The sequence below is a fragment of the Rhizobium sp. PvP014 genome (assembly GCF_017876855.1).
Classification (GTDB): Bacteria; Pseudomonadota; Alphaproteobacteria; order Rhizobiales; family Rhizobiaceae; genus Neorhizobium; species Neorhizobium soli.
This window is the reverse complement of sequence record NZ_JAGIOT010000001.1, coordinates 397,053-418,407: the sequence shown is the minus strand read 5'-3', so window position 1 is coordinate 418,407 and position 21,355 is coordinate 397,053. Positions and strand designations below refer to the sequence as shown.

General features: G+C 61.0%; 20 protein-coding genes and 1 tRNA gene. 4 read left to right on the top strand and 17 right to left on the bottom strand.

Going from position 1 to position 21,355, the window contains the following annotated elements:
- Positions 1-9: 9 nt before the first annotated feature.
- From prmC to J3A65_RS01955, 5 genes are all read right to left on the bottom strand, one after another.
- A complete protein-coding gene (prmC, locus tag J3A65_RS01975; RefSeq protein WP_209898964.1) occupies positions 10-924 on the bottom strand; it encodes a peptide chain release factor N(5)-glutamine methyltransferase in 915 nt (304 codons plus the stop codon).
- Entirely contained in the window at positions 921-2,003 is a 1,083-nt protein-coding gene (gene prfA, locus J3A65_RS01970) for a peptide chain release factor 1 (RefSeq protein WP_062454274.1), read from the bottom strand. The genes prmC and prfA overlap by 4 nt, the downstream gene beginning before the upstream one ends.
- Before the next feature lie 32 nt (positions 2,004-2,035).
- Positions 2,036-4,303, bottom strand: coding sequence for a phosphoenolpyruvate--protein phosphotransferase (gene ptsP, locus J3A65_RS01965; protein WP_174197870.1), 2,268 nt, complete (start codon positions 4,301-4,303; stop codon positions 2,036-2,038).
- A gap of 81 nt (positions 4,304-4,384) precedes the next feature.
- A complete protein-coding gene (locus J3A65_RS01960) occupies positions 4,385-5,659 on the bottom strand; it encodes an aspartate kinase (RefSeq protein WP_062577503.1) in 1,275 nt (424 codons plus the stop codon).
- Between the two features lie 293 nt (positions 5,660-5,952).
- Positions 5,953-6,846, bottom strand: a complete 894-nt coding sequence (locus J3A65_RS01955; protein ID WP_092664587.1) for an SH3 domain-containing protein — start codon at positions 6,844-6,846, stop codon at positions 5,953-5,955.
- Between the two features lie 291 nt (positions 6,847-7,137).
- Between J3A65_RS01955 and ubiG the strand changes: the two genes are divergently transcribed.
- Positions 7,138-7,884, top strand: a complete 747-nt coding sequence (gene ubiG, locus J3A65_RS01950; protein ID WP_113110273.1) for a bifunctional 2-polyprenyl-6-hydroxyphenol methylase/3-demethylubiquinol 3-O-methyltransferase UbiG — start codon at positions 7,138-7,140, stop codon at positions 7,882-7,884.
- 3 nt (positions 7,885-7,887) lie between these two features.
- On the opposite strand, the gene J3A65_RS01945 is transcribed toward ubiG, so the two are convergent.
- The 6 genes from J3A65_RS01945 to J3A65_RS01920 all read right to left on the bottom strand — a co-directional run bounded on the left by J3A65_RS01945 (position 7,888) and on the right by J3A65_RS01920 (position 11,712).
- On the bottom strand, positions 7,888-8,973 hold the full coding sequence (locus J3A65_RS01945) for an acyltransferase family protein (RefSeq protein ID WP_209898961.1): 1,086 nt from the start codon (positions 8,971-8,973) through the stop codon (positions 7,888-7,890).
- Positions 8,974-9,124: 151 nt separating this feature from the next.
- Positions 9,125-9,198 (bottom strand) — tRNA-Ala (locus tag J3A65_RS01940).
- A gap of 143 nt (positions 9,199-9,341) precedes the next feature.
- A complete protein-coding gene (locus J3A65_RS01935; protein WP_062454278.1) occupies positions 9,342-9,770 on the bottom strand; it encodes a DUF1178 family protein in 429 nt (142 codons plus the stop codon).
- Complete coding sequence (locus tag J3A65_RS01930; RefSeq protein ID WP_209898958.1) at positions 9,767-10,627, bottom strand: carbon-nitrogen hydrolase family protein; 861 nt, start codon at positions 10,625-10,627, stop codon at positions 9,767-9,769. Before J3A65_RS01930 ends, J3A65_RS01935 begins: the two co-directional genes overlap by 4 nt.
- 12 nt (positions 10,628-10,639) lie before the next feature.
- A complete protein-coding gene (gene grxC, locus J3A65_RS01925; RefSeq protein WP_062454280.1) occupies positions 10,640-10,897 on the bottom strand; it encodes a glutaredoxin 3 in 258 nt (85 codons plus the stop codon).
- Positions 10,898-10,953: 56 nt separating this feature from the next.
- Positions 10,954-11,712, bottom strand: a complete 759-nt coding sequence (locus J3A65_RS01920) for a ComF family protein (RefSeq protein ID WP_245341410.1) — start codon at positions 11,710-11,712, stop codon at positions 10,954-10,956.
- Positions 11,713-11,805: 93 nt separating this feature from the next.
- On the opposite strand from J3A65_RS01920, the gene J3A65_RS01915 reads away from it, so the two are divergent.
- Positions 11,806-12,684 carry a methyltransferase domain-containing protein gene (locus J3A65_RS01915; protein ID WP_209898951.1) on the top strand — a complete coding sequence of 293 codons (879 nt, stop codon included), beginning with the start codon at positions 11,806-11,808 and terminating at the stop codon, positions 12,682-12,684.
- Between the two features lie 27 nt (positions 12,685-12,711).
- Here J3A65_RS01915 and J3A65_RS01910 read toward each other — a convergent pair whose 3' ends face one another.
- From J3A65_RS01910 to J3A65_RS01885, 6 genes are all read right to left on the bottom strand, one after another.
- Positions 12,712-12,885 (bottom strand): Flp family type IVb pilin, encoded by a 174-nt coding sequence (locus J3A65_RS01910; protein WP_209898948.1) that lies wholly within the window; start codon positions 12,883-12,885, stop codon positions 12,712-12,714.
- Positions 12,886-12,946: 61 nt separating this feature from the next.
- Positions 12,947-13,267: a hypothetical protein gene (locus J3A65_RS01905; RefSeq protein ID WP_062454284.1), complete on the bottom strand. Its 321-nt coding sequence runs from the start codon at positions 13,265-13,267 to the stop codon at positions 12,947-12,949.
- A gap of 111 nt (positions 13,268-13,378) precedes the next feature.
- Complete coding sequence (gene mutT / locus J3A65_RS01900) at positions 13,379-13,783, bottom strand: 8-oxo-dGTP diphosphatase MutT (protein ID WP_062577544.1); 405 nt, start codon at positions 13,781-13,783, stop codon at positions 13,379-13,381.
- Positions 13,784-13,791: 8 nt separating this feature from the next.
- Positions 13,792-14,562 carry a GNAT family N-acetyltransferase gene (locus J3A65_RS01895; RefSeq protein WP_062454968.1) on the bottom strand — a complete coding sequence of 257 codons (771 nt, stop codon included), beginning with the start codon at positions 14,560-14,562 and terminating at the stop codon, positions 13,792-13,794.
- A gap of 8 nt (positions 14,563-14,570) precedes the next feature.
- Positions 14,571-15,812, bottom strand: coding sequence for a bifunctional glutamate N-acetyltransferase/amino-acid acetyltransferase ArgJ (gene argJ, locus J3A65_RS01890; RefSeq protein ID WP_209898945.1), 1,242 nt, complete (start codon positions 15,810-15,812; stop codon positions 14,571-14,573).
- A gap of 57 nt (positions 15,813-15,869) precedes the next feature.
- A complete protein-coding gene (locus J3A65_RS01885) occupies positions 15,870-16,748 on the bottom strand; it encodes a peptidylprolyl isomerase (RefSeq protein ID WP_209898942.1) in 879 nt (292 codons plus the stop codon).
- Positions 16,749-17,009: 261 nt separating this feature from the next.
- Between J3A65_RS01885 and secA the strand changes: the two genes are divergently transcribed.
- Complete coding sequence (gene secA, locus J3A65_RS01880) at positions 17,010-19,721, top strand: preprotein translocase subunit SecA (protein ID WP_209898938.1); 2,712 nt, start codon at positions 17,010-17,012, stop codon at positions 19,719-19,721.
- 170 nt (positions 19,722-19,891) lie between these two features.
- The gene (locus tag J3A65_RS01875; protein ID WP_209899909.1) at positions 19,892-21,304 is read left to right on the top strand and encodes a lipopolysaccharide biosynthesis protein; all 1,413 of its coding nucleotides are present in this window, start codon (positions 19,892-19,894) and stop codon (positions 21,302-21,304) included.
- The last annotated feature ends 51 nt before the right edge of the window (positions 21,305-21,355 follow it).

Genomic DNA, 21,355 nt, shown 5'->3' with positions numbered 1-21,355 from the left:
TCTGGATAATCAAGGGCCACCTCTCGTAAAGACAAGCACGCGATCGTTGTCACCATAATCACGTCTTGCTTGCGTCAAGATGAAGCCTGCGTCCTCGAAGATACGCGTCACGGTGTCTCGCTGATCGAACCCGATCTCTACGCCGATCGACCCTTCGTCCTTGGGAAACGAGCCATCTTCCTGTGGACCACGCAGTTCGAGAAAGTGCTCGGCCTGCGATGCGATTGCCCGGTAGGCCTCCAGGCCATCGGGTCCGCCGTCCAACGCTGCCGGCGGATCGAAATCGCGAACTTCCGGCTCTAGTTCAGGAATGACATCGCTTCTGATATAGGGCGGGTTTGACACGATTATGTCGAAACTACAGTCAATTGCGTCAAACCAGTGACTTCTGACGCCCTGGAACCGCTCGCCGAGCCCGAGACGTTGCGCATTGCGCGTCGCGGTCGACAGCGCGTCATCAGAGATATCGGAGCCAATGCCCGTCGCTTGTGGAACCTCGCTCAACAGCGCCAGAATGATGGCGCCGGTGCCGGTACCGAGATCAAGCACGCGGGCGTGACCCTTATCCGCAACGATCCGCCTGAGCACGGGCAGCATGCATTCGACCAGGAGTTCGGTGTCCGGCCTTGGCTCCAGCGTCTCCTTGGAAATCAACAGATCCAGCCCGTGAAACGCCCGCATGCCGAGAATGCGGTGAACCGGCTCTCGGTTCAGGCGCCTGGCCACCGCGTCCGCAATGCGGGTCATGTCGAGGGCATCGACCACCCGGTCGCCATCAACGAAGACCTCTGTCGAGGAAAGGCCCAGCAAGCCGCCGATCAGAAGCCTTGCCTCGATGGCCGCATCGGCGATGCCTGCTGCGGCAAACTGCGCCCTTGCATCCGCCACCACCGTCTTCAGCACGGACGCCGGTTGGTGGCTCATCCGTGCTGCTCGCCAAGCTGCGCCAGCTGTCCCGCCTGATAGTCCGAGATCAGCGCATCGACGACTTCGTCGATCTCGCCGATCATCATCCGGTCGAGCTTGTAGAGCGTCAGGTTGATGCGGTGGTCGGTCACGCGCCCTTGCGGGAAATTGTAGGTGCGAATGCGCTCCGAACGGTCGCCCGAGCCGACCTGGCTCTTGCGGTCCGCAGAGCGTTCGCTGTCGGCTTTCTGCCTCTCCATGTCGTAGAGCCTCGAGCGCAGGACCTGCATCGCTTTCGCGCGGTTCTGATGCTGTGATTTCTCCGAACTGGTGACGACCAGCCCCGTCGGCAGGTGGGTGATGCGAACGGCAGAGTCGGTGGTGTTGACGTGCTGGCCGCCGGCGCCTGATGCCCGCATCGTATCGATGCGGATGTCGTCCGCCTTGATCTCGATATCGATCTCTTCCGCTTCGGGCAAAACTGCGACCGTCGCGGCCGACGTATGGATGCGCCCCTGCGTTTCCGTATCGGGCACGCGCTGCACGCGGTGCACGCCGCTTTCGAATTTCAGCTTGGAAAACACGCCGCGGCCGGTGACGGTGGCGATGACTTCGCGGAAACCGCCCGCTTCGCCGTCGCTGGCGGAGAGCACTTCCACCTTCCAGCCATGGGCGCTGGCATAGCGCTCGTACATACGGAAGAGGTCGCCGGCAAACAGCGCCGCCTCGTTGCCGCCGGTGCCGGCGCGGATTTCCAGGATGGCGCTGCGCTCGTCGGCCGCATCCTTGGGAAGGAGAAGGATCTGCATGTCCTTTTCCAGCTGCTCGATGCGTTCTTCCGCATCCGGCAGCTCCATCTCGGCCAGCTCGCGCATCTCGCGGTCGGTCGCCTTGTCGACAAGCATCGCACGCAGGTCTGCGACTTCAGCCAGCGTCTTTTCGTATTCACGGATCTTGGTGACCACCGGCTGCAGTTCGGAATATTCCGATGCCAGCTTCACATAGACATCGGCAGCCGGACCTTCCGACATGCGCGCCTCGATCTCGCCGAACCGGCGTTCCAGTTCGCGCATCTTTTCGACAGGAAGCTTCGCCACCCAATCACTCCACTCTTGTTCTTTGTGTTTTTCTATACGGGAATGTTGTTGGTTTCCGCAAACCGCAACAGCAAATTGCGGATCGGCTCGTCCGAGCGCACGTCGTCCAGCGCGGCGTTCAGCTCCTCGGCCAACTGCCCTGCATCGAGACCAAGCAGCATCGCCTTGACCGGCCCGATCGAGGTTGCCGCCATCGACACCGAACGGAAACCGACGCCGATCAGCGCCATGGCCGAAAGCGGCTTGCCGGCCATCTCGCCGCACAAGGTCACCGGCGTCCGGTTCTTTTCGCCGGCGCGGGCGATATCACGAAGAATGCGCAGGAACGGCTTGCCGAGAATATCGAATCGGTCGGAAACGCGGGCATTGCCCCGGTCAGCGGCCATGGCGAACTGGAACAGGTCGTTTGAGCCGACCGATACGAAATCCACTTCCGCCATCAGTTCATCCAGCTGCCACATCAGCGACGGCACTTCCAGCATCGCGCCGAACTGCAGCTTGCGCGGCAGGCTGTGGCCGAATTTGGAAAGATGCTGGACTTCCTTCTGGAACAGCTCGCGCACCGCGCGGATTTCTGAAACCTCGGTGATCATCGGCAGCATCATGCGCAGCTCGGCACCCGCCGATGCCCGCAGCAGCGCGCGCATCTGGGTGCGCAGCAGGCCCGGCCGATCGAGAGACAGGCGGATCGCCCGCCATCCCAGCGCCGGGTTTTCCTCTTCCTGGCTGCGGAGGTACGAGACCACCTTGTCGCCACCGATATCGAGCGTGCGGAACGTCACCGGAAGGCCCGCCGCCTGACGGATCACGGCGCGATAAAACGCCTCCTGTTCCTCAAGCTTCGGCATAGTCGAGGCAATCATGAACTGCAGCTCAGTGCGGAACAGGCCGATACCCTGCGCACCGGATTCAGCAAGCTGCGGCAGATCCACCAAAAGGCCGGCATTCATGTTGAGGCTGATCGCCTTGCCATCCTTGGTCACCGGCTCGACCGAGCGCAGTGCCTTGAACTGCTCCTGGCGCCGGGCCCGCAGCTTGACCTTTTCCTCATAAGCCTTCTGCAGATCCGCCATCGGGCGCACATGCACCTGGCCGTCGTCACCGTCGATGATGATGGGATCGCCGTTTTCGGCAAGCGCAACCAAGCCCGTCGCCTGGCCGACAACCGGAATACCCATGGCGCGGGCCACGATCACCACATGGCTGGTGACCGCACCTTCTTCCAGCACCAGCCCGCGGAGGTTCTCGCGCGGATAATCGAGCAGTTCGGCAGCGCCCATGGCGCGCGCAAGGATGATCGCATCGAGCGGGAAGTTTTCGTCCGTTGCTCGGCCGGAATAGCCGGTCAGCTGACGCAGCAGGCGGTTGGCCAGATCGTCGAAATCATGCATCCGCTCGCGCAGATAAGGGTCGGTCAAGCGCATCATCCGCGCCTTGGTGTCGCTCTGAACCTTTTCAACCGCAGCTTCCGCCGTCAGACCGTTGTGGATCGCCTCTTCCATGCGGCGCACCCATCCCTGGTCGTGCGCAAACATGCGGTATGTTTCCAGCACCTCCCGGTGCTCGCCCTCCTGCGCCACGTCGCGGCGCTGCAGCATGTCGTCGATCGAGATCCGGAGCGATCCGAGCGCTTCGGCCAGACGGAGGATTTCCTTGTCCGAATCCTCGTTGAGAAGATTGGTAACGACGATGCGCGGCTCGTGCAGCACGACATGGCCGAGCCCGATGCCCTCGTTATAGCCGTTGGCCGCGATCGTGACGGCTCGGGTGAGGTCCAGCTCCAGCCCAGGTGCCGTGATCTTTTTGAGGTCGCCGGTCGCGATCATCTCGGCGATCACCATCGCTGTCGTCTCGAGCGCCTCGACCTCGTCTTCGCGGTAGTTGCGGCTGGCCTTGTTCTGCACGACGAGAACGCCGAGCGTGCGGCCGGCGCGCAGGATCGGCACGCCAAGGAAGGAATGATAGATCTCTTCGCCGGTCTCGGGCAGGTAGCGGAATGCCGGATGCGCTTGCGCATCGGAAAGATTGAGCGGCTGTGCCGACGCGGCAATCGTGCCGACCAGGCCCTGCCCCATCTTCAGCTGCGATGTATGGACAGCCTCCTTGTTGAGGCCTTCGGTGGCGTAAAGCTCGAGCACACCATCGGAGCGCAAAACATAGACGGAGCAAACCTCCGCCACCATGTTGCTGGCAATCTGGCGCACGATTCGATCAAGCCGCTCCTGCGGCTCGAGCGGTTCGGCCATCAACTCGCGGAGCCGCTTCAGAAGAACGCGCGGCCCGGCCGACATGTCTCTCATCGGCATCATTGCTCCCGAATGCATCTTTAATCCGGAAGTGGCCGCGCGAGTTTCACACTCACGCGGCAAACCGGTTGACGATCAAGTCTTATCGAGACCGTAGGCGGAATGCAAAGACCGAACTGCAAGTTCTGAGTAGTCGCCGGCGATCAGGATCGAAATCTTGATTTCCGAGGTGGTGATGGCCTTGATGTTGATCGACTTTTCGGCAAGTGCCTTGAAAGCGGTCGCGGCCACGCCAGCATGGCTGCGCATGCCGATGCCGATCACCGACACCTTGGCGAGACCCGATTCGCTCTGCACGACGTCGAAGCCGATCTTGTCCTTGTTGTCTTCGAGAACGCTGATGGCCTTGGCCACGTCCCCGTAAGGCACGGTGAAGGTCATGTCGGTCTTCGATCCGTCCTCGGAAATGTTCTGGACGATCATGTCGACATTGATGTGATTTTCGGCCAGCGGGCCGAAGATGGCGGCAGAAACGCCTGGCCGGTCGGAGAGACGACGCAGGGAGATCTGCGCTTCATCCTTGGCGTAGGCGATGCCGGTGACGACTTCCTGTTCCACGATCTCTTCCTCGTCGCAAATCAAAGTACCGGGCGGGTTGATGAGGTCGCCCATGCCCGGTGCATCGGGATCCTCGAAACTGGAGCGCACGAAGGTGCGAACCTTGTGAACCATGGCAAGTTCAACTGAGCGCACCTGCAAGACCTTGGCGCCGAGCGATGCCATTTCGAGCATTTCCTCGAACGAAATCTTCTTCAGGCGCCGCGCCTTGGGCACGATGCGCGGGTCCGTCGTATAGACGCCATCGACATCCGTATAGATGTCGCAGCGATCGGCCTTGAGAGCGGCAGCAATCGCCACCGCCGATGTGTCGGAACCGCCGCGACCGAGCGTCGCGATCCGGTTGTCCGGGCCGATGCCCTGGAAGCCGGCAACGACGGCCACCTGGCCCTCGCCCATCCGCTTGATGATGTCGGAACCGTCGATTTCCTGAATCCGGGCCGCGCCATGGGCATTGTCGGTGCGGATCGGCAACTGCCAGCCCTGCCAGGAGCGCGCATTGATGCCCATCGACTGCAGCGCGATCGCAAGCAGCCCTGATGTCACCTGCTCGCCGGAGGCGACGACGGCATCGTATTCGCGCGCGTCGTAAAAGGGAGAATCGGCGCCATTGACCTTCGGTGTGTCCTGTACCCAGCCCACCAGCTCGTTGGTCTTGCCCGACATTGCGGAAACGACGACGGCCACTTCATGGCCCGCGTCGACCTCGCGTTTCACATGGCGTGCCACATTGTGGATACGGTCAAGATTGGCGACGGACGTGCCGCCGAACTTCATCACGATGCGAGCCATTCGACAAAAACCACTGTTTCGTCCCGGCACCATACGCTGGAACGTCTGCTTCCCGTTTCTCTGCTCTCCGGGCCTCAAGGCCTGGAGTCACAAAGTTGCGGGGGTCTCATATCGAAAAGGGGCTGGCGGTGCAATGGCCGGAACAGGCCAGAACGGTACGCCCGGCAAAAACCGGAGGCAGTATTTCGCGATTATCCGCGGAAAATCGCCGAACATGAAAAGGGCCGCTTTCGCGGCCCCCGACTATCATCAACTGTAACCGTTCACGGCGGAGCTCGTCCACCGTTGTCGCCTTAGCGATTGCGGCAACCCGGGCCGACGCACTGCTCAGTTTCACCCTGCGGGGCGCGACGGTCGTTGTTGCGCTCTGCACGCGGTTCCTGACGACGCTCTTCTCTGCGTTCGTCATTGCGCTCGGCACGCGGCGGCGGGCGGCGATCATCCCTGCGGTCATCGCCACGATCCATGCGCGGCGGTGGTGGGCGACGGTCGTCGTCGCGATCAATCCGCGGTGGCGGACGGCGGTCATCCCGGTCGCGGTCGATACGCGGTGGTGGAGGGCGACGGTCGTCGTCACGATCGATACGCGGCGGTGGGCGACGATCGTCCCTGTCACGGTCGACGCGTGGCGGGTCGCGGCGGTCGCCGCGATCACGGTCCCAACCGGGACGGTTGTCCCAGCGGTCACGATCGCGGTCGCGGTCCCAACCCGGAGGCGGTGGCGGCGGACGCCTGTCACGATCCCAACGCGGCGGTGGCGGCGGCTGACGATCGGCGCGCCAATTGTAATCGCGCCAGCGATCACGTTCGCGATAGAAATTGCGCTCTCTGTAATGGCGGCCCCAGTAGTCGTTGACTTCGAACGTCACCGTCGGGATGCCGAGACCCTGATAGTAGTCGGGCGCGACATAGACGCGGTTCGAACGGTACGCCGCCTGGACATAGTTTCCCGAAACCCAGCCACGACCGCCGTAGAACGAAACGTCGCACCAGTTCACGCTGCTCATGCAGCCGTTGATGGTAACGGTCGCGCTGACCGGGATCACTGTAACCGCCGGATAGGCGGTGCTCGGACCTGACCGCATGTTCACGTTCGCGGTTGCGAATCCCTGCACGGCAGCCGAAGCAATCGACGGCGCCAGCATCAAGGCGCCGAGAGCGGCTACCCGTAAAAGTAACTTTTTCACCTGTTTCCTCCTGGAAAACATAAGCGGTCGGAATTGCTTCCGTTTTGCGCCCCGTAATTTTCAGCCTAAATGCTCGGAACGACCTATTGTTCCAGTTGTCGGCTGAATGGCGAATGAATGATGTATTTGACTGTCATTCACTCTTTTTCTCCTCGCCGTAAGCAACGGTTCATCCCGCCCGCTCACTGGAAAACAATGACTAAGCTGTCGCGCGACCTCCGCGGCGATGTCACCCCTTGACATCAACCCGGGATCGTCCGACTTCAGGCCCTAGTACGAGAGGATGACGATATGACCGAAACCACACGCAGCACAGTCGATAAGGACCAGGTTGAATGGTTCTCGAAAATGGCAGCCGAGTGGTGGAACCCGACAGGGAAGTTTCGGCCTCTCCACAAGTTCAATCCGGTCCGCCTCTCCTATCTTCGCGACCGGATCTGCGAGCATTTCGGCCGTGACCCCAACGGTCACCAGCCGCTTGCCGGTCTTCGCATCCTCGATATCGGATGTGGCGGCGGTCTGTTGTCGGAGCCGATGGCCCGCATGGGTGCGACCGTTGTCGGCGCGGACCCGTCTGAAAAGAACATCGGCATCGCTTCCACCCACGCAGCTGAGACCGGCGTCACCGTCGATTATCGCGCAGTCACGGCCGAAGACCTTGCCGCGTCGGGCGAGCTGTTCGACGTTGTCATGAACATGGAAGTAGTCGAACACGTCGCTGACGTCGATTTTTTCATTACTACCTGCGCTTCGCTGGTGAAGCCGAGCGGCCTGATGTTCGTCGCGACCATTAACCGCACGCTGAAGGCCGGCGCGCTGGCGATCTTTGCTGCGGAAAACATTCTCCGCTGGTTGCCGCGCGGCACCCACCAGTACGACAAGCTTGTGCGCCCGGAAGAGATCGAAAAACCGCTGTCAAAAAGCGGCATGGAGATCATTCACCGCACCGGCGTGTTCTTCAACCCGCTCAGCGACCGCTGGAACCTGTCATCCGACATGGACGTCAATTACATGCTGCTGGCGCGGCGTCCGGGCTGAGCTTCAGTTCTTGACGACAGCCGTGACGGGTGTTGCGGCGTCGACGGAGCCGCCCTTGCGGTGCAAAAGCGAGGCCCAACGGGGCCGCTCGAACAGGAAGTTGCCGATCCCTGTCGCCCTGACAATCGCGTAGAGGATGAGCGAGCTCACGATCGACACGATCATCACCGAAACGCTCAGCAGTCCCGTATCGGTAATCAGTCCGGTCTTGAGCGCCACTGCCCTGAACAGAGACATCGGGATGGTAAAGGCGAGGTAGACGACCAGCGAATGCTTGCCGAGCCAGACCAGCCAGCGCGAGAACGGCAGTTGGACGACGAGGCCGCAAGCGATGCAAAGCGCCAGCGTTCCAGCGACAGCAAGCACGAAATGCATCCCTGGCAACACCGCAGACCCCATCTGCATCCCGACCGGTTGAACCGCATAGCCGGGTGAAAACACGAGCACTCCGTTGACCAGCGCCCAGACGCACAGCGCAGCCCAGGCTCTCGCCGAATAGCGCTGGCAGAGATCGACCAGCTTCAAAATTGCGGGACCCGTCAGGAAGCCGAGGTAGAAGAAAACGAAATACGCGGCAAACTGCGTCACCACATAGCTCGCCGAATGGGGCGACAGGACCTCGAGGCCGATCGCGACCGGAAGAACCACCCAGGCCGGGACAGACAGCTGGTACAACAGCTTCGTCACCAGTCCGAAAATGGCAAGCAGATAGACGAACCACAAAACGCCGTAGGGCTGGACCATCGCAAACGCCAGCTCCTTCAGCATCTTGCTGAGATCGAGCTCGTAGACCCCGATCTTGAGGCCAAGCATGATCGTGACCCAGAGCACGTAGAAATAAAGGTAATGGACCACCCGGCGGTCGACGAACTGCAACCACGGGCGGGCGATAACCTGCGACAGGAACAGACCCGAGATCAGGAAGAATTCCGGCATCCGGAATGGAGTGGCGAAACCGATGACATAGTGCAGAAAGCCGACCTGCCCGGTATATTCGCCGGTATTGTAGGCCGAGTACATCATCACAACCAGGATAATCGAGACACCTTTGGCGGCGTCGACCCACGCTAAACGATCAATCTTTTCCATGCTGCAGAGCACTTTCTGTCTGATCAAGGTTACGGGGACGCCCTTGCGATGTGATCGCAACGATCCGGCCTGTTCGGTCTAAATCCAAAGGGTCATGTCGAATGCGATGTTGGTGTCAACGTCTGCCAATTCGTCGCCGGAGTGTGGCCCTTGGAGAACTGGGCAGGATTTGAACCTGCATGTACGGGCTTGCGGGCCCGCTCCATTTCAGTCTGGCACCAGTTCATCACGGACGGCTTTCGGCAGCCCGTCCGCAGAGATAGCGCAGTCAGGTTAGAGTTCGGTAAACCGGCATGGTAAAGATGCATGTCTTGGAAGAAATACTTACAAGATACTTCCGACATCGCTAATGAACTTGAAGACCGGCGTCAGTTGCCGTCTTCCGGGAGCGTCGGCAAGGGGGCGATGTCGATGCCCTCATCAATCAGCTCGCGCACGTCGTCGAAACTTGCCTTGCCGATAATCCCGCGCGCATCGGCCTCGCCGTAATGGATCTTGCGCGCCTCTTCCGGAAATTTCTCGCCGACATCTTCGGAACTGGCGCGGATACCGGCGACGGCTTCCTTGAGCTTCGCCATCACCTCATGGCGCGCCATATTCATCGCCAACTCCTGCTTGGCTTCCTTCTTCCGTGCTGTCGAAACGGAGGGCGCCATCAGGGATTTTGAGATCGCGGTGGAATTGCAGACCGGACAGGTTAAAAAGCCGCTTTCCACCTGGCGGTCGAAATCGGCGCTTTGGGCAAACCAGCCTTCAAACGCATGTCCGTTCTCGCAGCCGAGCGAATATTTGATCACGCCGCCTCTTCCCTGTCACCGCGGCCGGGGACGATCGCCACGGAAAACTCCCGGGCATTCTTGAGGTTGGGGATCTTCTGGCGTGCCGCCCGGACCTGGTCGAGATCGATCTCGGCGATCAGGACCTCTTCGCCGGTGCCGCCAGCCATCGCCAGAACCTTGCCCCAGGGATCGACGATCATCGAATGACCGAAGGTTTCGCGGCCATCTTCGTGGGTGCCGCCCTGTGCCGCAGCGATTAGGAACGTGCCGTTCTCGATGGCGCGGGCCCGAAGCAGGATTTCCCAATGCGCCTCGCCCGTCTGGCGGGTAAAGGCAGCCGGAACCGTGAGAATTTCGGCGCCGGCCAAGGCCTCGGCCCGGAACAGCTGCGGAAACCGCACATCGTAGCAGATCGCAAAACCGAGCCGGCCGAAACCGAGGTCGGCGACCCGCGCTTCGTTGCCGGGTTCATAGGCCGAACTCTCGCGCCAGCTTTCACCGTTGTCGAGATCGACATCGAACATGTGGATCTTGTCGTAGCTGCAGACGGTTGCGCCGTCCGGCGAAAACAGGAAAGCGCGGTTGGCGATCTTGCCGTCGTCGCGGGCAATGGCGGTCGAGCCGATATGCAGGAAGACGCCGAGCTCTCTCGCCAGATCCCGGCCCGTCGAGACAATCACGTCGTCCGCCTCGCCCCGGAGCACCTCGCGCGCTGCCTTGCGGTCACGCTGCAGCATGCCGGTCATTTCGGGGGTCTGAATATAGGTCGCGCCATGGGCTGCAGCGTCACGGACAAGACGCGCCATGTCGGCCGCATTCCTGACGGGATCGACGCCCGAACACATCTGGATCGCTGCAACCTTGACCGCGGTCATCGAAAAATCTCCTCAGGCCGCCAGAAGCGGATCGAGCTTGCCGGCACGGTCGAGCGCATGCAGGTCGTCGCAACCGCCGACATGCCGACCATCGATGAAGATCTGCGGGAATGTCGAACCGCCGTTCGACTTCTGCACCATTTCGGCGCGCAGTTCCTTGGAATAGGTCGCGTCATGCTCGGTAAAGGCAACGCCCTTGGATTCGAGCAGCGCCTTGGCGCGGGCGCAGTAACCGCAATATTCGCGGGTGTAAATGATCACATCTGCCATGATTTTCTCCACGTACTGTCAGGACTTTGTGCAGCGCGTCACAATTGCCGTCTCTGTCATATAGGCCCGGCAATGGCCATTGCAAAGGTCAAAACCGTCACCTCGGCAGCCCCTGCCCGCTTCAGCGCCCGGGTTGCGGAAGACACAGTTGCGCCGGTCGTGAACACGTCATCGACAAGAACGATATGCTTGCCGAACACGTCCTGTTCGCGACCCGCGGCCACCTTGAACGCGGCGCGGACGTTCTCCTCGCGGCCCCGCGCCGTCAGCCCCACCTGGCGCTGAGTGCTCTTCGTGCGCAGCAATGTTGCGGCAAGAAAGGGCTTTTCGGATTGAGCGGCGAGATGCCGCCCGAGTTCGGCTGCCTGATTGAACCGACGCCAGAACATGCGCGAGCGATGCAGCGGCACCGGGAGAATAGCGTCGCAATCGGCCACATGGGTCTCGCTCGCGCGCAGCATCCACCCGGCCATCATTGCGGCGAGGTCGGTGCGATCCCTATATTTCAGCGCATGGACGAGCGAGCGTGCCGCACCTTCGTGGATTGCCACAGCCCGCAGGCGGTCGAACACCGGGGGATTGGCGATCGCTTCCGGCGAGATCAGCAATTGCTCATCCAAAGCGGGATCGGAAGGATCATAGGAGAACGGAAGGCCTAGAACCTCGCAGTAGGGACGTTCGATGAAGCGCAGACCGCTCCAGCACTGTGAACAGAAACCGCGATGGCTGCCGGTGATCACGCCGCATCCGGGACAGGCTGGCGGGTAGACGACGTCGCCTATCCGGCGTGTCCAGACGGACGCGGCCGATACCATGCTCCTCAGCGATCGCAAGGCGGGGGACGAAGACATGCTTGACATTAATCGACGGAGAGCGACTTTGCGACCCGCGGAAATTGAGTGGAAAACATGGACATCATTTTTGACGCCGAACTGGTCGAAGCACGGCGCCGGCGTGCGATTGCCGCTGGCGACCACAACGCGGCGTTTTTGCTGGATATAGCCGGACGCGAACTGGCCGAGCGGCTGTCCGTGGTCGAACGGCAGTTCGAACAGGGTGTCGAGTTGCATGGCGGTACCGGCACTGCAGCCCGCGAAGCGAAAGCAACCGGCAAGATCGACAACATGGTCCGGGTCGAGAGCGATCCTACCTTCGCCGTCTCTGGCGAAGACATCACGGTCGCACCGCTCGACGATGTGCCGCTTGAGCCGGATACGGTCAATCTCATCGTCTCACCGCTCGCCCTTCACTTGATCAACGATCTTCCCGGCACGCTGGTCCGCATCCGCCGGGCGCTGAAACCGGATGGGCTGTTCCTTGCCGCCATTCCCGGATCCGGCACGCTTGCCGAGCTGCGCGATGTACTTCTGTCGGCCGAGGTGGAAATGACCGGGGGCGCTAGCCCGCGGGTCATTCCGTTTGCGGATGTGCGCGACGTCGGCGGGCTACTGCAGCGGACGGGTTTTGCCCTGCCGGTGATCGATGCGGAAACCTATACGGTGCGCTACGACAACCTGTTTGCATTGATGCGGGACTTGCGCGGCATGGGCATGACCAATGCGCTCGCTGGCCGCAGCCGCAAGCCGCTGACAAAGAGATTTTTCCTGAAAGCCGCCGAGCTTTATGCCGAACGCTACTCGGATCCGGATGGGCGCATCCGGGCCACGTTTTCGATCATCTACGCATCGGGATGGGCGCCGCATGAAAGCCAGCAAAAGCCCCTGAAGCCGGGATCGGCCAAGATGCGGCTGGAAGATGCGCTGCGCGGATCGCAGAACGAAAACTGATAGGTCAGGGTAACGATCGGGGGAGGCTCAGGTAATCGGCTTGTCGACCTTGCCGCCGAGGAAGCTGAACATATTGCTGAGCGCCGAGGAAAAAGCGCCGAAACCGGCGAGCAAGGCGGCCGATATGATTCCGATGATCAGGCCGTACTCGACAGCCGTCGCCCCACATTCATCGCGCATGAAGGAACGCAGGAGACGCATGACTTGCCCTTTATCCGGTAAACCGCTGATCTGTCGCCCGACTATAGCGACTAATCGTTAATTAGCAGCCATCGTTTGCGCCGTAGCCCTGTACGATGCAGACGGAGCCCGGCGTGTCCTGAAGGACGCTACGGCGGATCGTGTAGGTTTTCGTGCCCTTCTCGACCGGCTTGATCGAGCCGGTGGTGATCATGTCGAAGTCCTGCTTGACCGTTGCCAGCCGCTGCTGGTCGTCGTGACCGGCGAGCATCGGCGTCACGATCAGCGCAAGCGCAACCGCAGCGGTGCCAAACAGCAGAGCAATATTGAGGGCGCCGGTCCTACCGGATCTGTGCTTTGCCCGCTGGCGGGCCTGCACAGTTTTCCAGAATTCGTCTTCCATCGCTGAAAAGCCTCGTCAACGCAGTCACTGATACCCCTGACGATGCCACGATGGGCTGAATTAAAGGTTAACAGGCTCTGAATTCGACTGCGCTAATTCGACTGATCTCGATCAGACAAGATCCTGAATGATCGGGATCAGAGGCTCGTCGGCGGGCGGCATCGGATAGTCCCGAAGCGCGTTCGGCTTGACCCACTTGATCGCCTGCCCCTCGCGCCCGTGCGGAATGCCCTCGAAACGGCGACAGACATAGAGCGGCATCAACAGATGGAAGGTTTCATAAGTGTGGCTCGCAAATGTCAGCGGCGCGAGGCAGGCTTCCTTCGTCTGGATCCCGAGCTCCTCGTCGAGTTCACGGATCAACGTCTCCTCGGGCGTTTCGCCAGGCTCCACCTTACCCCCCGGAAACTCCCAGAGCCCGGCCAGCGACTTGCCCTCAGGGCGCTGCGCAAGCAGGATGCGGCCATCGGCATCGATCAGCGCGCAGGCTGCAACGAGAAGAATTTTCCTCGACATGAGATCGGTCACCCTTTGCGCCAGTAGCGGTATTCATAGACCTTGCGAAAGCCGAACTGGCGATAGAGGGCAATCGCCGGTTCGTTGTCTGCCTCCACCTGCAGCCATGCCGAACGGGCGCCGCTGACGCGGGCCCAGCGCAGTGCCGAGGCAAGTATTTCCGAGCCGATGCCCTGCCGCCGAACCGTTTGCGACACGGCAAACGACATGACGCCCGCAAGATCGTTGTCCTGCACGCAAAGCGCCACGGCGACGGCGCCGTGACGTGGGCTTTCCTTGATGAAGAAGCCCGATTGCGGCTTGATGGAACTGAGGATCTCCGCCAGTGCCGGCTTCAGCGCTGCGTCGTCCTGCCCCACTGCAATGCAGGCATCGACGAAACGGCCGATATCGTGGCTGGGAAGATGACCAAGCGTCGGCGGCAGCGGAAGGTGGGCGAGATCGCCGATCATCACATCTGCGGTCTCGAACATCTGCCAGCCATCATCCTCCAGATGACGGATCAGGTGGGGCGGTGCGAGCGGCGTTTCGCGCACCACCAGCGATCGTCCGTAATCGGCAAAACGCTTGCGGGCCTTCGACAACCGCAGGTCCATGTCCCGGTAATCCGACGGATCGAGCGGCACGATGCAGTTGAGACGCTTCGACGGATGGCTCCCCGTCAGCCGAACCTGCCAGCTGCCGTCATAGACCACGGACGCCGCGGGCCAAGCCCGGAAGCCGACCGCTTCCAGCCTTCGAACCAGGGGCAGATCGGCTTGAACGGGAGATGCGGTCATATCCGTCATCAGCTCCGGTAATCTCCGTTGATGGCGACGTATTCCTTGGTGAGGTCGCAGGTCCAGACGGTGGCGGTGCCGGAGCCAAGTCCGAGTTCGACCTTGACCGGAATGTCCTGTCCCTTCATCACGTTGGACGCGGCCTCTTCCGAATAGGCAGGATCGCGTTCGCCATTGACGGCAACCCGGACATCGCCGAACCAGATCGCCAGCTTGTCTCGGTCCGCGGCTTCGCCGGCCTTGCCGACGGCCATGACGATCCGGCCCCAGTTGGCGTCTTCGCCAGCGGCTGCGGTCTTGACCAGCGGCGAATTGGCGATCGACAGTGCGATCGTCTTGGCGGCGGCATCGCTTTCCGCGCCCGTGACGGTGATCTCGAGCATCTTGGTGGCGCCTTCGCCATCGCGGGCAACCTGGATCGCCAGGTCCTTCAGAAGCGCGTTCAGCGCATCCCGGAAAGCGGCAAGCGCCGGATCGGCGGGATCGGTGATCTGCGTCTGGCCGTCGGAAGCCGCAGCCCCCGTCGCAAACAGCATCAGCGTATCGGATGTCGACGTATCGCTATCGACCGTCATGGAATTGAAGCTTGGCTCGACGCCTGCAGACAGAAGGGACTGCAGCACCGAAGACGAGATATCTGCGTCGGTGACGACAAAAGACAGCATCGTCGCCATATCAGGCGCGATCATGCCGGCACCCTTGGCAATGCCGTTGATCGTCACACTGACGCCGCCGATCTCGGCCGTGCGGGTCGCGACCTTCGGATAGGTATCCGTGGTCATGATCGCCTTGGCAGCCTCCTGCCAGAAATCGCCCGTGGCCGACCCGTGCATATCGCCAAGCACGCCTGCAAATTTCGTGGCATCGAGCGGTTCGCCGATGACGCCTGTCGATGCGAGGTAAATTTCATTCTCGCTGCATCCGACAGCAGCCGCTGCCGATTGTGCGGTAAGTTCCGTTGCCTGGCGGCCCTTGGCGCCGGTAAACGCGTTGGCATTGCCGGAATTGACCACCACGGCCCGCGCGGTGCCATGGGCTAAGTTCGCGCGGCAGAAATCCACCGGGGCCGACGGGCATTTCGACTTGGTGAACACGCCAGCCACCGCTGCCGGTGCGTCGAACACCATCAACAGCACATCGGTACGGTTCTTGTATTTGATGCCGGCGGCGGCCGTCGCCATGCGGACGCCGCGCAGGGCCGGCATTTGGGGATAGGACTTCGGGGCGAGCGGCGAGACGGAAGAGGACATCTGAACAACCTGGCTGAATAGGAAAGGGCCCGGATATACCGGGCCCAGATGCGAATTTTACTGCTGTGCCGGTGCCGGCGCTTCTGCACCGTCCTGCATCTTGCTCACGTCCTCGTAGCCCTTCTTCAGGCCCTCATCCATGATCTCGATCTTCTGGTCGGCCTTCGCCTTTTCGATAATGGCGACATACTTGTCGCGCATCACGAGCTGCTTGACCTGGTCCTCGACCTGGTCGAGTGCCGGCGGAGCGGCTTCGCGCTTGTCGAGAAGCTTGATGACGTGGAAACCGAACTGGGTCTTGACCGGGGTCTTGGTGTAGGCGCCCTTTTCGAGGGCAAACGCGGCCTGCTCGAATTCCGGAACCATGCGGCCCTGGGCAAACCAGCCGAGATCGCCACCTTCGTCCTTGTTCGAATCCTGCGACTTTTCCTTGGCAATGGCTGCGAAATCGCCACCCTTGTCGAGGTCGGCAATCACGGCCTTTGCTTCATCCTCGGTCTTTACCAGGATATGGGCAGCATTGACCTCTTCCTGCTTCGGGATCGACGCGATTTCCTTGTCGTAGCGTGCCTTTACTTCTTCGGGCGTCGTGGCATCGATCACGTGCTTGCGGAAGTAGGCGTTGTGCAGCTCGCGATCGCCGATATAGGCCATGCGCTTCTTGTAGTCCTCGGTGTTACCAAGGCCTTCGGCGGCAGCACCGCTTGCCAGAAGCTTCACGTCGATTGCGCCGGAAAGGGCCGCAACCTTCTTCTGTTCTTCGGGAAGCTGGGCCAGCTGCGGGTCGAGGTTCTGGACCGCGACGTCGAGTTCGGCCTGAGTGATGTTCAGGCTGCCCACCTTGGCGACGACCGTATCGTCAGCGGCGAAAGCCGGGGCCTGGACGAAGATCGCAGCGGCAAGAGCAGCCGATACGAGAAGTTTGTGGCGCAGCATCGAGTTACCTTTCGATTGGTGAACCGGATCCAGAACGTCTGGCACCGGCCGGAAAACCTTCACAAACACCGGATTGTGGCCATTCTGTATCGGCCGTCACCGTTGACATAATTCGGACCCCCTCTTATCTGTCACGCAACTTCGCGTCCAGAAGCTTTGCGGGCGCCACGGGTTGAATTGTCAGAGGCGCCGCCGTCCGACAAGCTCAATCGTGGTCTCGACGAGTGACATCAGGGACTGACATCAGAAAGGGCCATTCGTATGGTCAGCTTTGGCGGCATTGCCCGCAAACTGTTCGGATCTGCAAACGAGCGCCGCGTGCGGGGCTACAAGCCGATGCTCGAGAAGATCAATGCAATCGAGGAAGCCACCAAGGCGCTCACCGATGAGCAGCTCGCCAACAAGACGGCGGAGTTCCGCCAGATGCTGGCAGACGGCAAGACCCTGGAGGATATCCAGATCCCTGCCTTTGCGGTGCTTCGCGAAGCGGCCCTCCGCGTTCTCGGCATGCGACCCTTCGACGTCCAGCTGACCGGCGGCATGATCCTTCACGACGGCGCAATTGCCGAGATGAAGACCGGCGAAGGCAAGACGCTGGTGGGAACCCTGCCCGTCTACCTCAATGCACTGTCGGGCAAGGGCGTGCATGTGGTGACCGTCAACGATTATCTCGCACAGCGCGACGCCAGCATCATGAGCCGCCTCTACGGGTTCCTTGGCCTTTCGACCGGTGTCATCGTCCACGGCCTGTCGGACGACGAACGCCGCGAGGCCTATGCCTGCGACATCACCTATGCGACGAACAACGAGCTCGGCTTCGATTATCTTCGCGATAACATGAAATACGAGCGCGGCCAGATGGTGCAGCGCGGCCACAACTTCGCGATCGTCGATGAAGTCGATTCGATCCTGGTCGACGAAGCCCGCACCCCGCTGATCATCTCAGGCCCGCTGGACGACCGTTCCGATCTTTACAACACGATCGACGCCTACATTCCGTTGCTGTCTCCGGAAGACTACGAAATCGACGAAAAGCAGCGCTCGGCCAACTTTTCCGAAGAGGGAACCGAAAAGCTCGAAGGCCTGCTGCGTCAGGCCGGCCTGCTGAAGGGCGAATCGCTCTACGACGTCGAGAACGTGGCGATCGTCCACCACATCAACAACGCGCTGAAGGCCCACAAGCTCTTCACCCGCGACAAGGACTATATCGTCCGCAACGACGAGATCGTCATCATCGACGAGTTTACCGGCCGCATGATGCCGGGCCGCCGCTATTCCGAAGGTCAGCATCAGGCGCTGGAAGCCAAGGAAAAGGTGCAGATCCAGCCGGAGAACCAGACGCTCTCCTCGATCACCTTCCAGAATTACTTCCGCATGTACGACAAGCTTGCCGGCATGACCGGTACGGCGCAGACGGAAGCGGAAGAATTCGGCAACATCTACAAGCTGGAAGTGGTGGAGGTTCCGACCAACCTGCCGATCCAGCGTATCGACGAGGACGACGAAGTCTACCGGACGTTTGAGGAAAAGTTCAAAGCGATCATCGTGGAGATCAAGGCCGCCAGCGAACGCAACCAGCCGGTTCTGGTCGGTACGACCTCGATCGAAAAGTCCGAACTTCTGGCAACCATGCTGCGCGAGTCCGGTTTTGAGAAATTCCACGTTCTGAACGCCCGCTACCACGAGCAGGAAGCCTATATCGTGTCGCAGGCCGGCGTGCCCGGTGCCGTCACGATCGCCACCAACATGGCCGGTCGCGGTACCGACATTCAGCTCGGCGGCAATATCGACATGCGCCTTGAGCGCGAGCTCGAAGGCATCGAGGACGAGGGCGAACGCGCTGCCAAGGAGGCTGCCGTCCGTGCCGAGGTGAAAGAACTCAAGGCCAAGGCTCTGGCAGCCGGTGGCCTCTACGTAATCGCCACCGAGCGTCACGAAAGCCGCCGCATCGACAACCAGCTGCGTGGCCGCTCCGGCCGCCAGGGTGACCCGGGCCGCTCTAAATTCTACCTGTCGCTCCAGGACGATCTGATGCGCATCTTCGGTTCCGACCGGATGGATTCGATGCTGCAAAAGCTTGGTCTCAAGGAAGGCGAAGCGATCGTCCACCCCTGGATCAACAAGGCGCTCGAGCGGGCCCAGAAAAAGGTTGAGGCGCGTAACTTCGACATCCGCAAGAACCTTCTGAAATACGACGACGTCACCAACGATCAGCGCAAGGTGATCTTCGAACAGCGTATCGAGATGATGGATTCGGAAGACGTATCCGAGACCATCGAGGACATGCGCAACGAAGTGATCGAGGTTCTCGTTGCTAAGCACATCCCTGAGCGGGCCTATGCCGAACAGTGGAGCGTCAAGGAACTGCGCGAAGACGTTGATCGCCTGCTGAACCTTGATCTTCCGATCGAAGACTGGGCGACCGAAGAGGGTATCGGCGAAACCGATATCCGCGAGCGGATCACCGCCGCCGCTGAAGCTTCCGTCAAGGATCGCCGAGAGCGGTTTGGTGCCGACGTGATGAACTACGTCGAACGCTCCGTGGTGTTGCAGACGCTGGACGCCCTGTGGCGCGAGCATATCGTCAATCTCGACCACCTGCGCTCCGTCATCGGGTTCCGCGGCTATGCGCAGCGCGATCCGTTGCAGGAATACAAGGCGGAAGCCTTCGAGCTGTTCCAGGCGCTGCTTGCGAACCTGCGCGAAGCCGTGACCGCCCAGATGATGCGCGTCGAGCTTGTGCAGAACCCCGAGCCGCCGGTACCGCCATCGGTGTTCGAGGAGCATCATTTCGACCCGACGACCGGCGAAGACCAGGTGTCGGGCGCAGACGGCAGCGACTTCATCGCAGCGCCTGCCGATCGTCATCCCGAAGACCAGTCTACCTGGGGGCGCGTCGGCCGCAACGAGGCTTGCCCCTGTGGTTCGGGCAAGAAATACAAGCACTGCCACGGCGCCTTCGAACAGGCCTGATCGGGCAACACCAGTGTTATCGATAGAACGCCGCCTTCGGGCGGCGTTTTTCGTTTGCGGGATCGTCGCCGTCTTAACGTTCGGGTCGGCTGAGCCAACCGTTTCTTAACCCTGCTGTGGCAGATTTGCGAGCATGGCTCCTGTAGCGTAACGAGTATTGCGTGCCCATCATGGCGGTGATCGAAACAGCGGAAAGACTGCTTCCGGCCGGTTTGCGTGCCAGAGTCGCACCGCTGACGGGCAGGATCAGAGCCACTGTGACCGAAAACAGCGATACGGCGCGGGCGCAACGCCAGGCCATGACCGCGTTTGCGATCCGCATTTTCAGCGCCGCTATCGCCTTCCTGTCCCAGATCGTCATGGCCAGGCTGATGGGCGAGTTCGAATACGGGTTGTTCGCCTTCGTCTGGGTGATCGTCATCCTCGTCGGCAATCTCTCCTGCCTCGGCTTTCACACCTCGATCATCCGCTTCATCCACCAGCATTCGGCAGAGGGTGAAAACGGCGAGATCCGCGGCTTGAGCCTTGCCGCCTGCCTTGTCGCGCTCGTCACCTCGACCGTGATCGGCGGCCTCGGCTTCGCCTTCCTCTGGGCATTCGGCAGCAGCATCGAGCCCTACTACATCGTGCCGGTTGCGATCGCTCTTTTCATCATCCCGCTGATCGGCATCGGCGACATTCTCGACGGGCTTGCCCGTACCCATGGCTGGACGATATCGGCGCTGGCGCCAACCTACATCCTCAGGCCCATCCTGATCCTCACTTTCATGACGGCAGCCGTCCTGTCCGATGCGCCGCGCGATGCGCAGACCGCCATGCTGGCCGCGCTTGCCGCCACATACGCCACAACGTTTGCGCATCTGACCCAGCTCATTCTTCGGCTGAAAGGCAGCTACGGCAATGCATCGCGGCGCTACCGGCTTGGCTCATGGATCCGATACTCGATCCCGCTATTTGTGGTCGACGGCATCGGCTTCCTGCTGACCAATGCGGACGTGGTCGTGGTCGGCATCTTTCTGCCGCCGGACGATGTCGGGATCTATTTTGCGGCGTCGAAAACGATCGTCCTCGTGCAGTTCGTCTACTTCTCCATCAAGGCGGCCGCGGCTCCCCGTTTCGCCGCCATCATGGCGGAAGGCGACATGACGGCGTTGGCCACATTCGCGGGCCAGACCGTCCGCTGGACCTTCTGGCCGTCGCTCGTCGTCGGGTTGACCACGCTTGCTGCGGGTGAACTGCTTCTGTCGCTGTTCGGCGACGCTTTCACTTCAGGCTATATCCTGATGGTGATCCTGTTTGCTGGCATTCTGTCCAAGTCGCTCGTCGGCCCCGGAGAAGTTCTGCTCAGCATGGCGGGCAGGCAAAAGCTCTGCGTTGCAGTCTATACGGCAACGCTTGCCGGCAGCATCGTCCTCAATGTCGTGCTGATACCACATTATGGGCTGGTCGGTGCGGCGATGGCGACCGCCGGCGCCATGATGATCGAGGCGACGTTGCTGCACATAGCAGTACGCCGCACGCTCGGAATCGTGCTATTCGCTTTTTCCGATCCACTGCCCAGACCCTCGTTCAAGGTTCGATAGACACAATGGCTCTTCCCCCGAACAGGAGCGAAAAGGAATACGACGACGTCA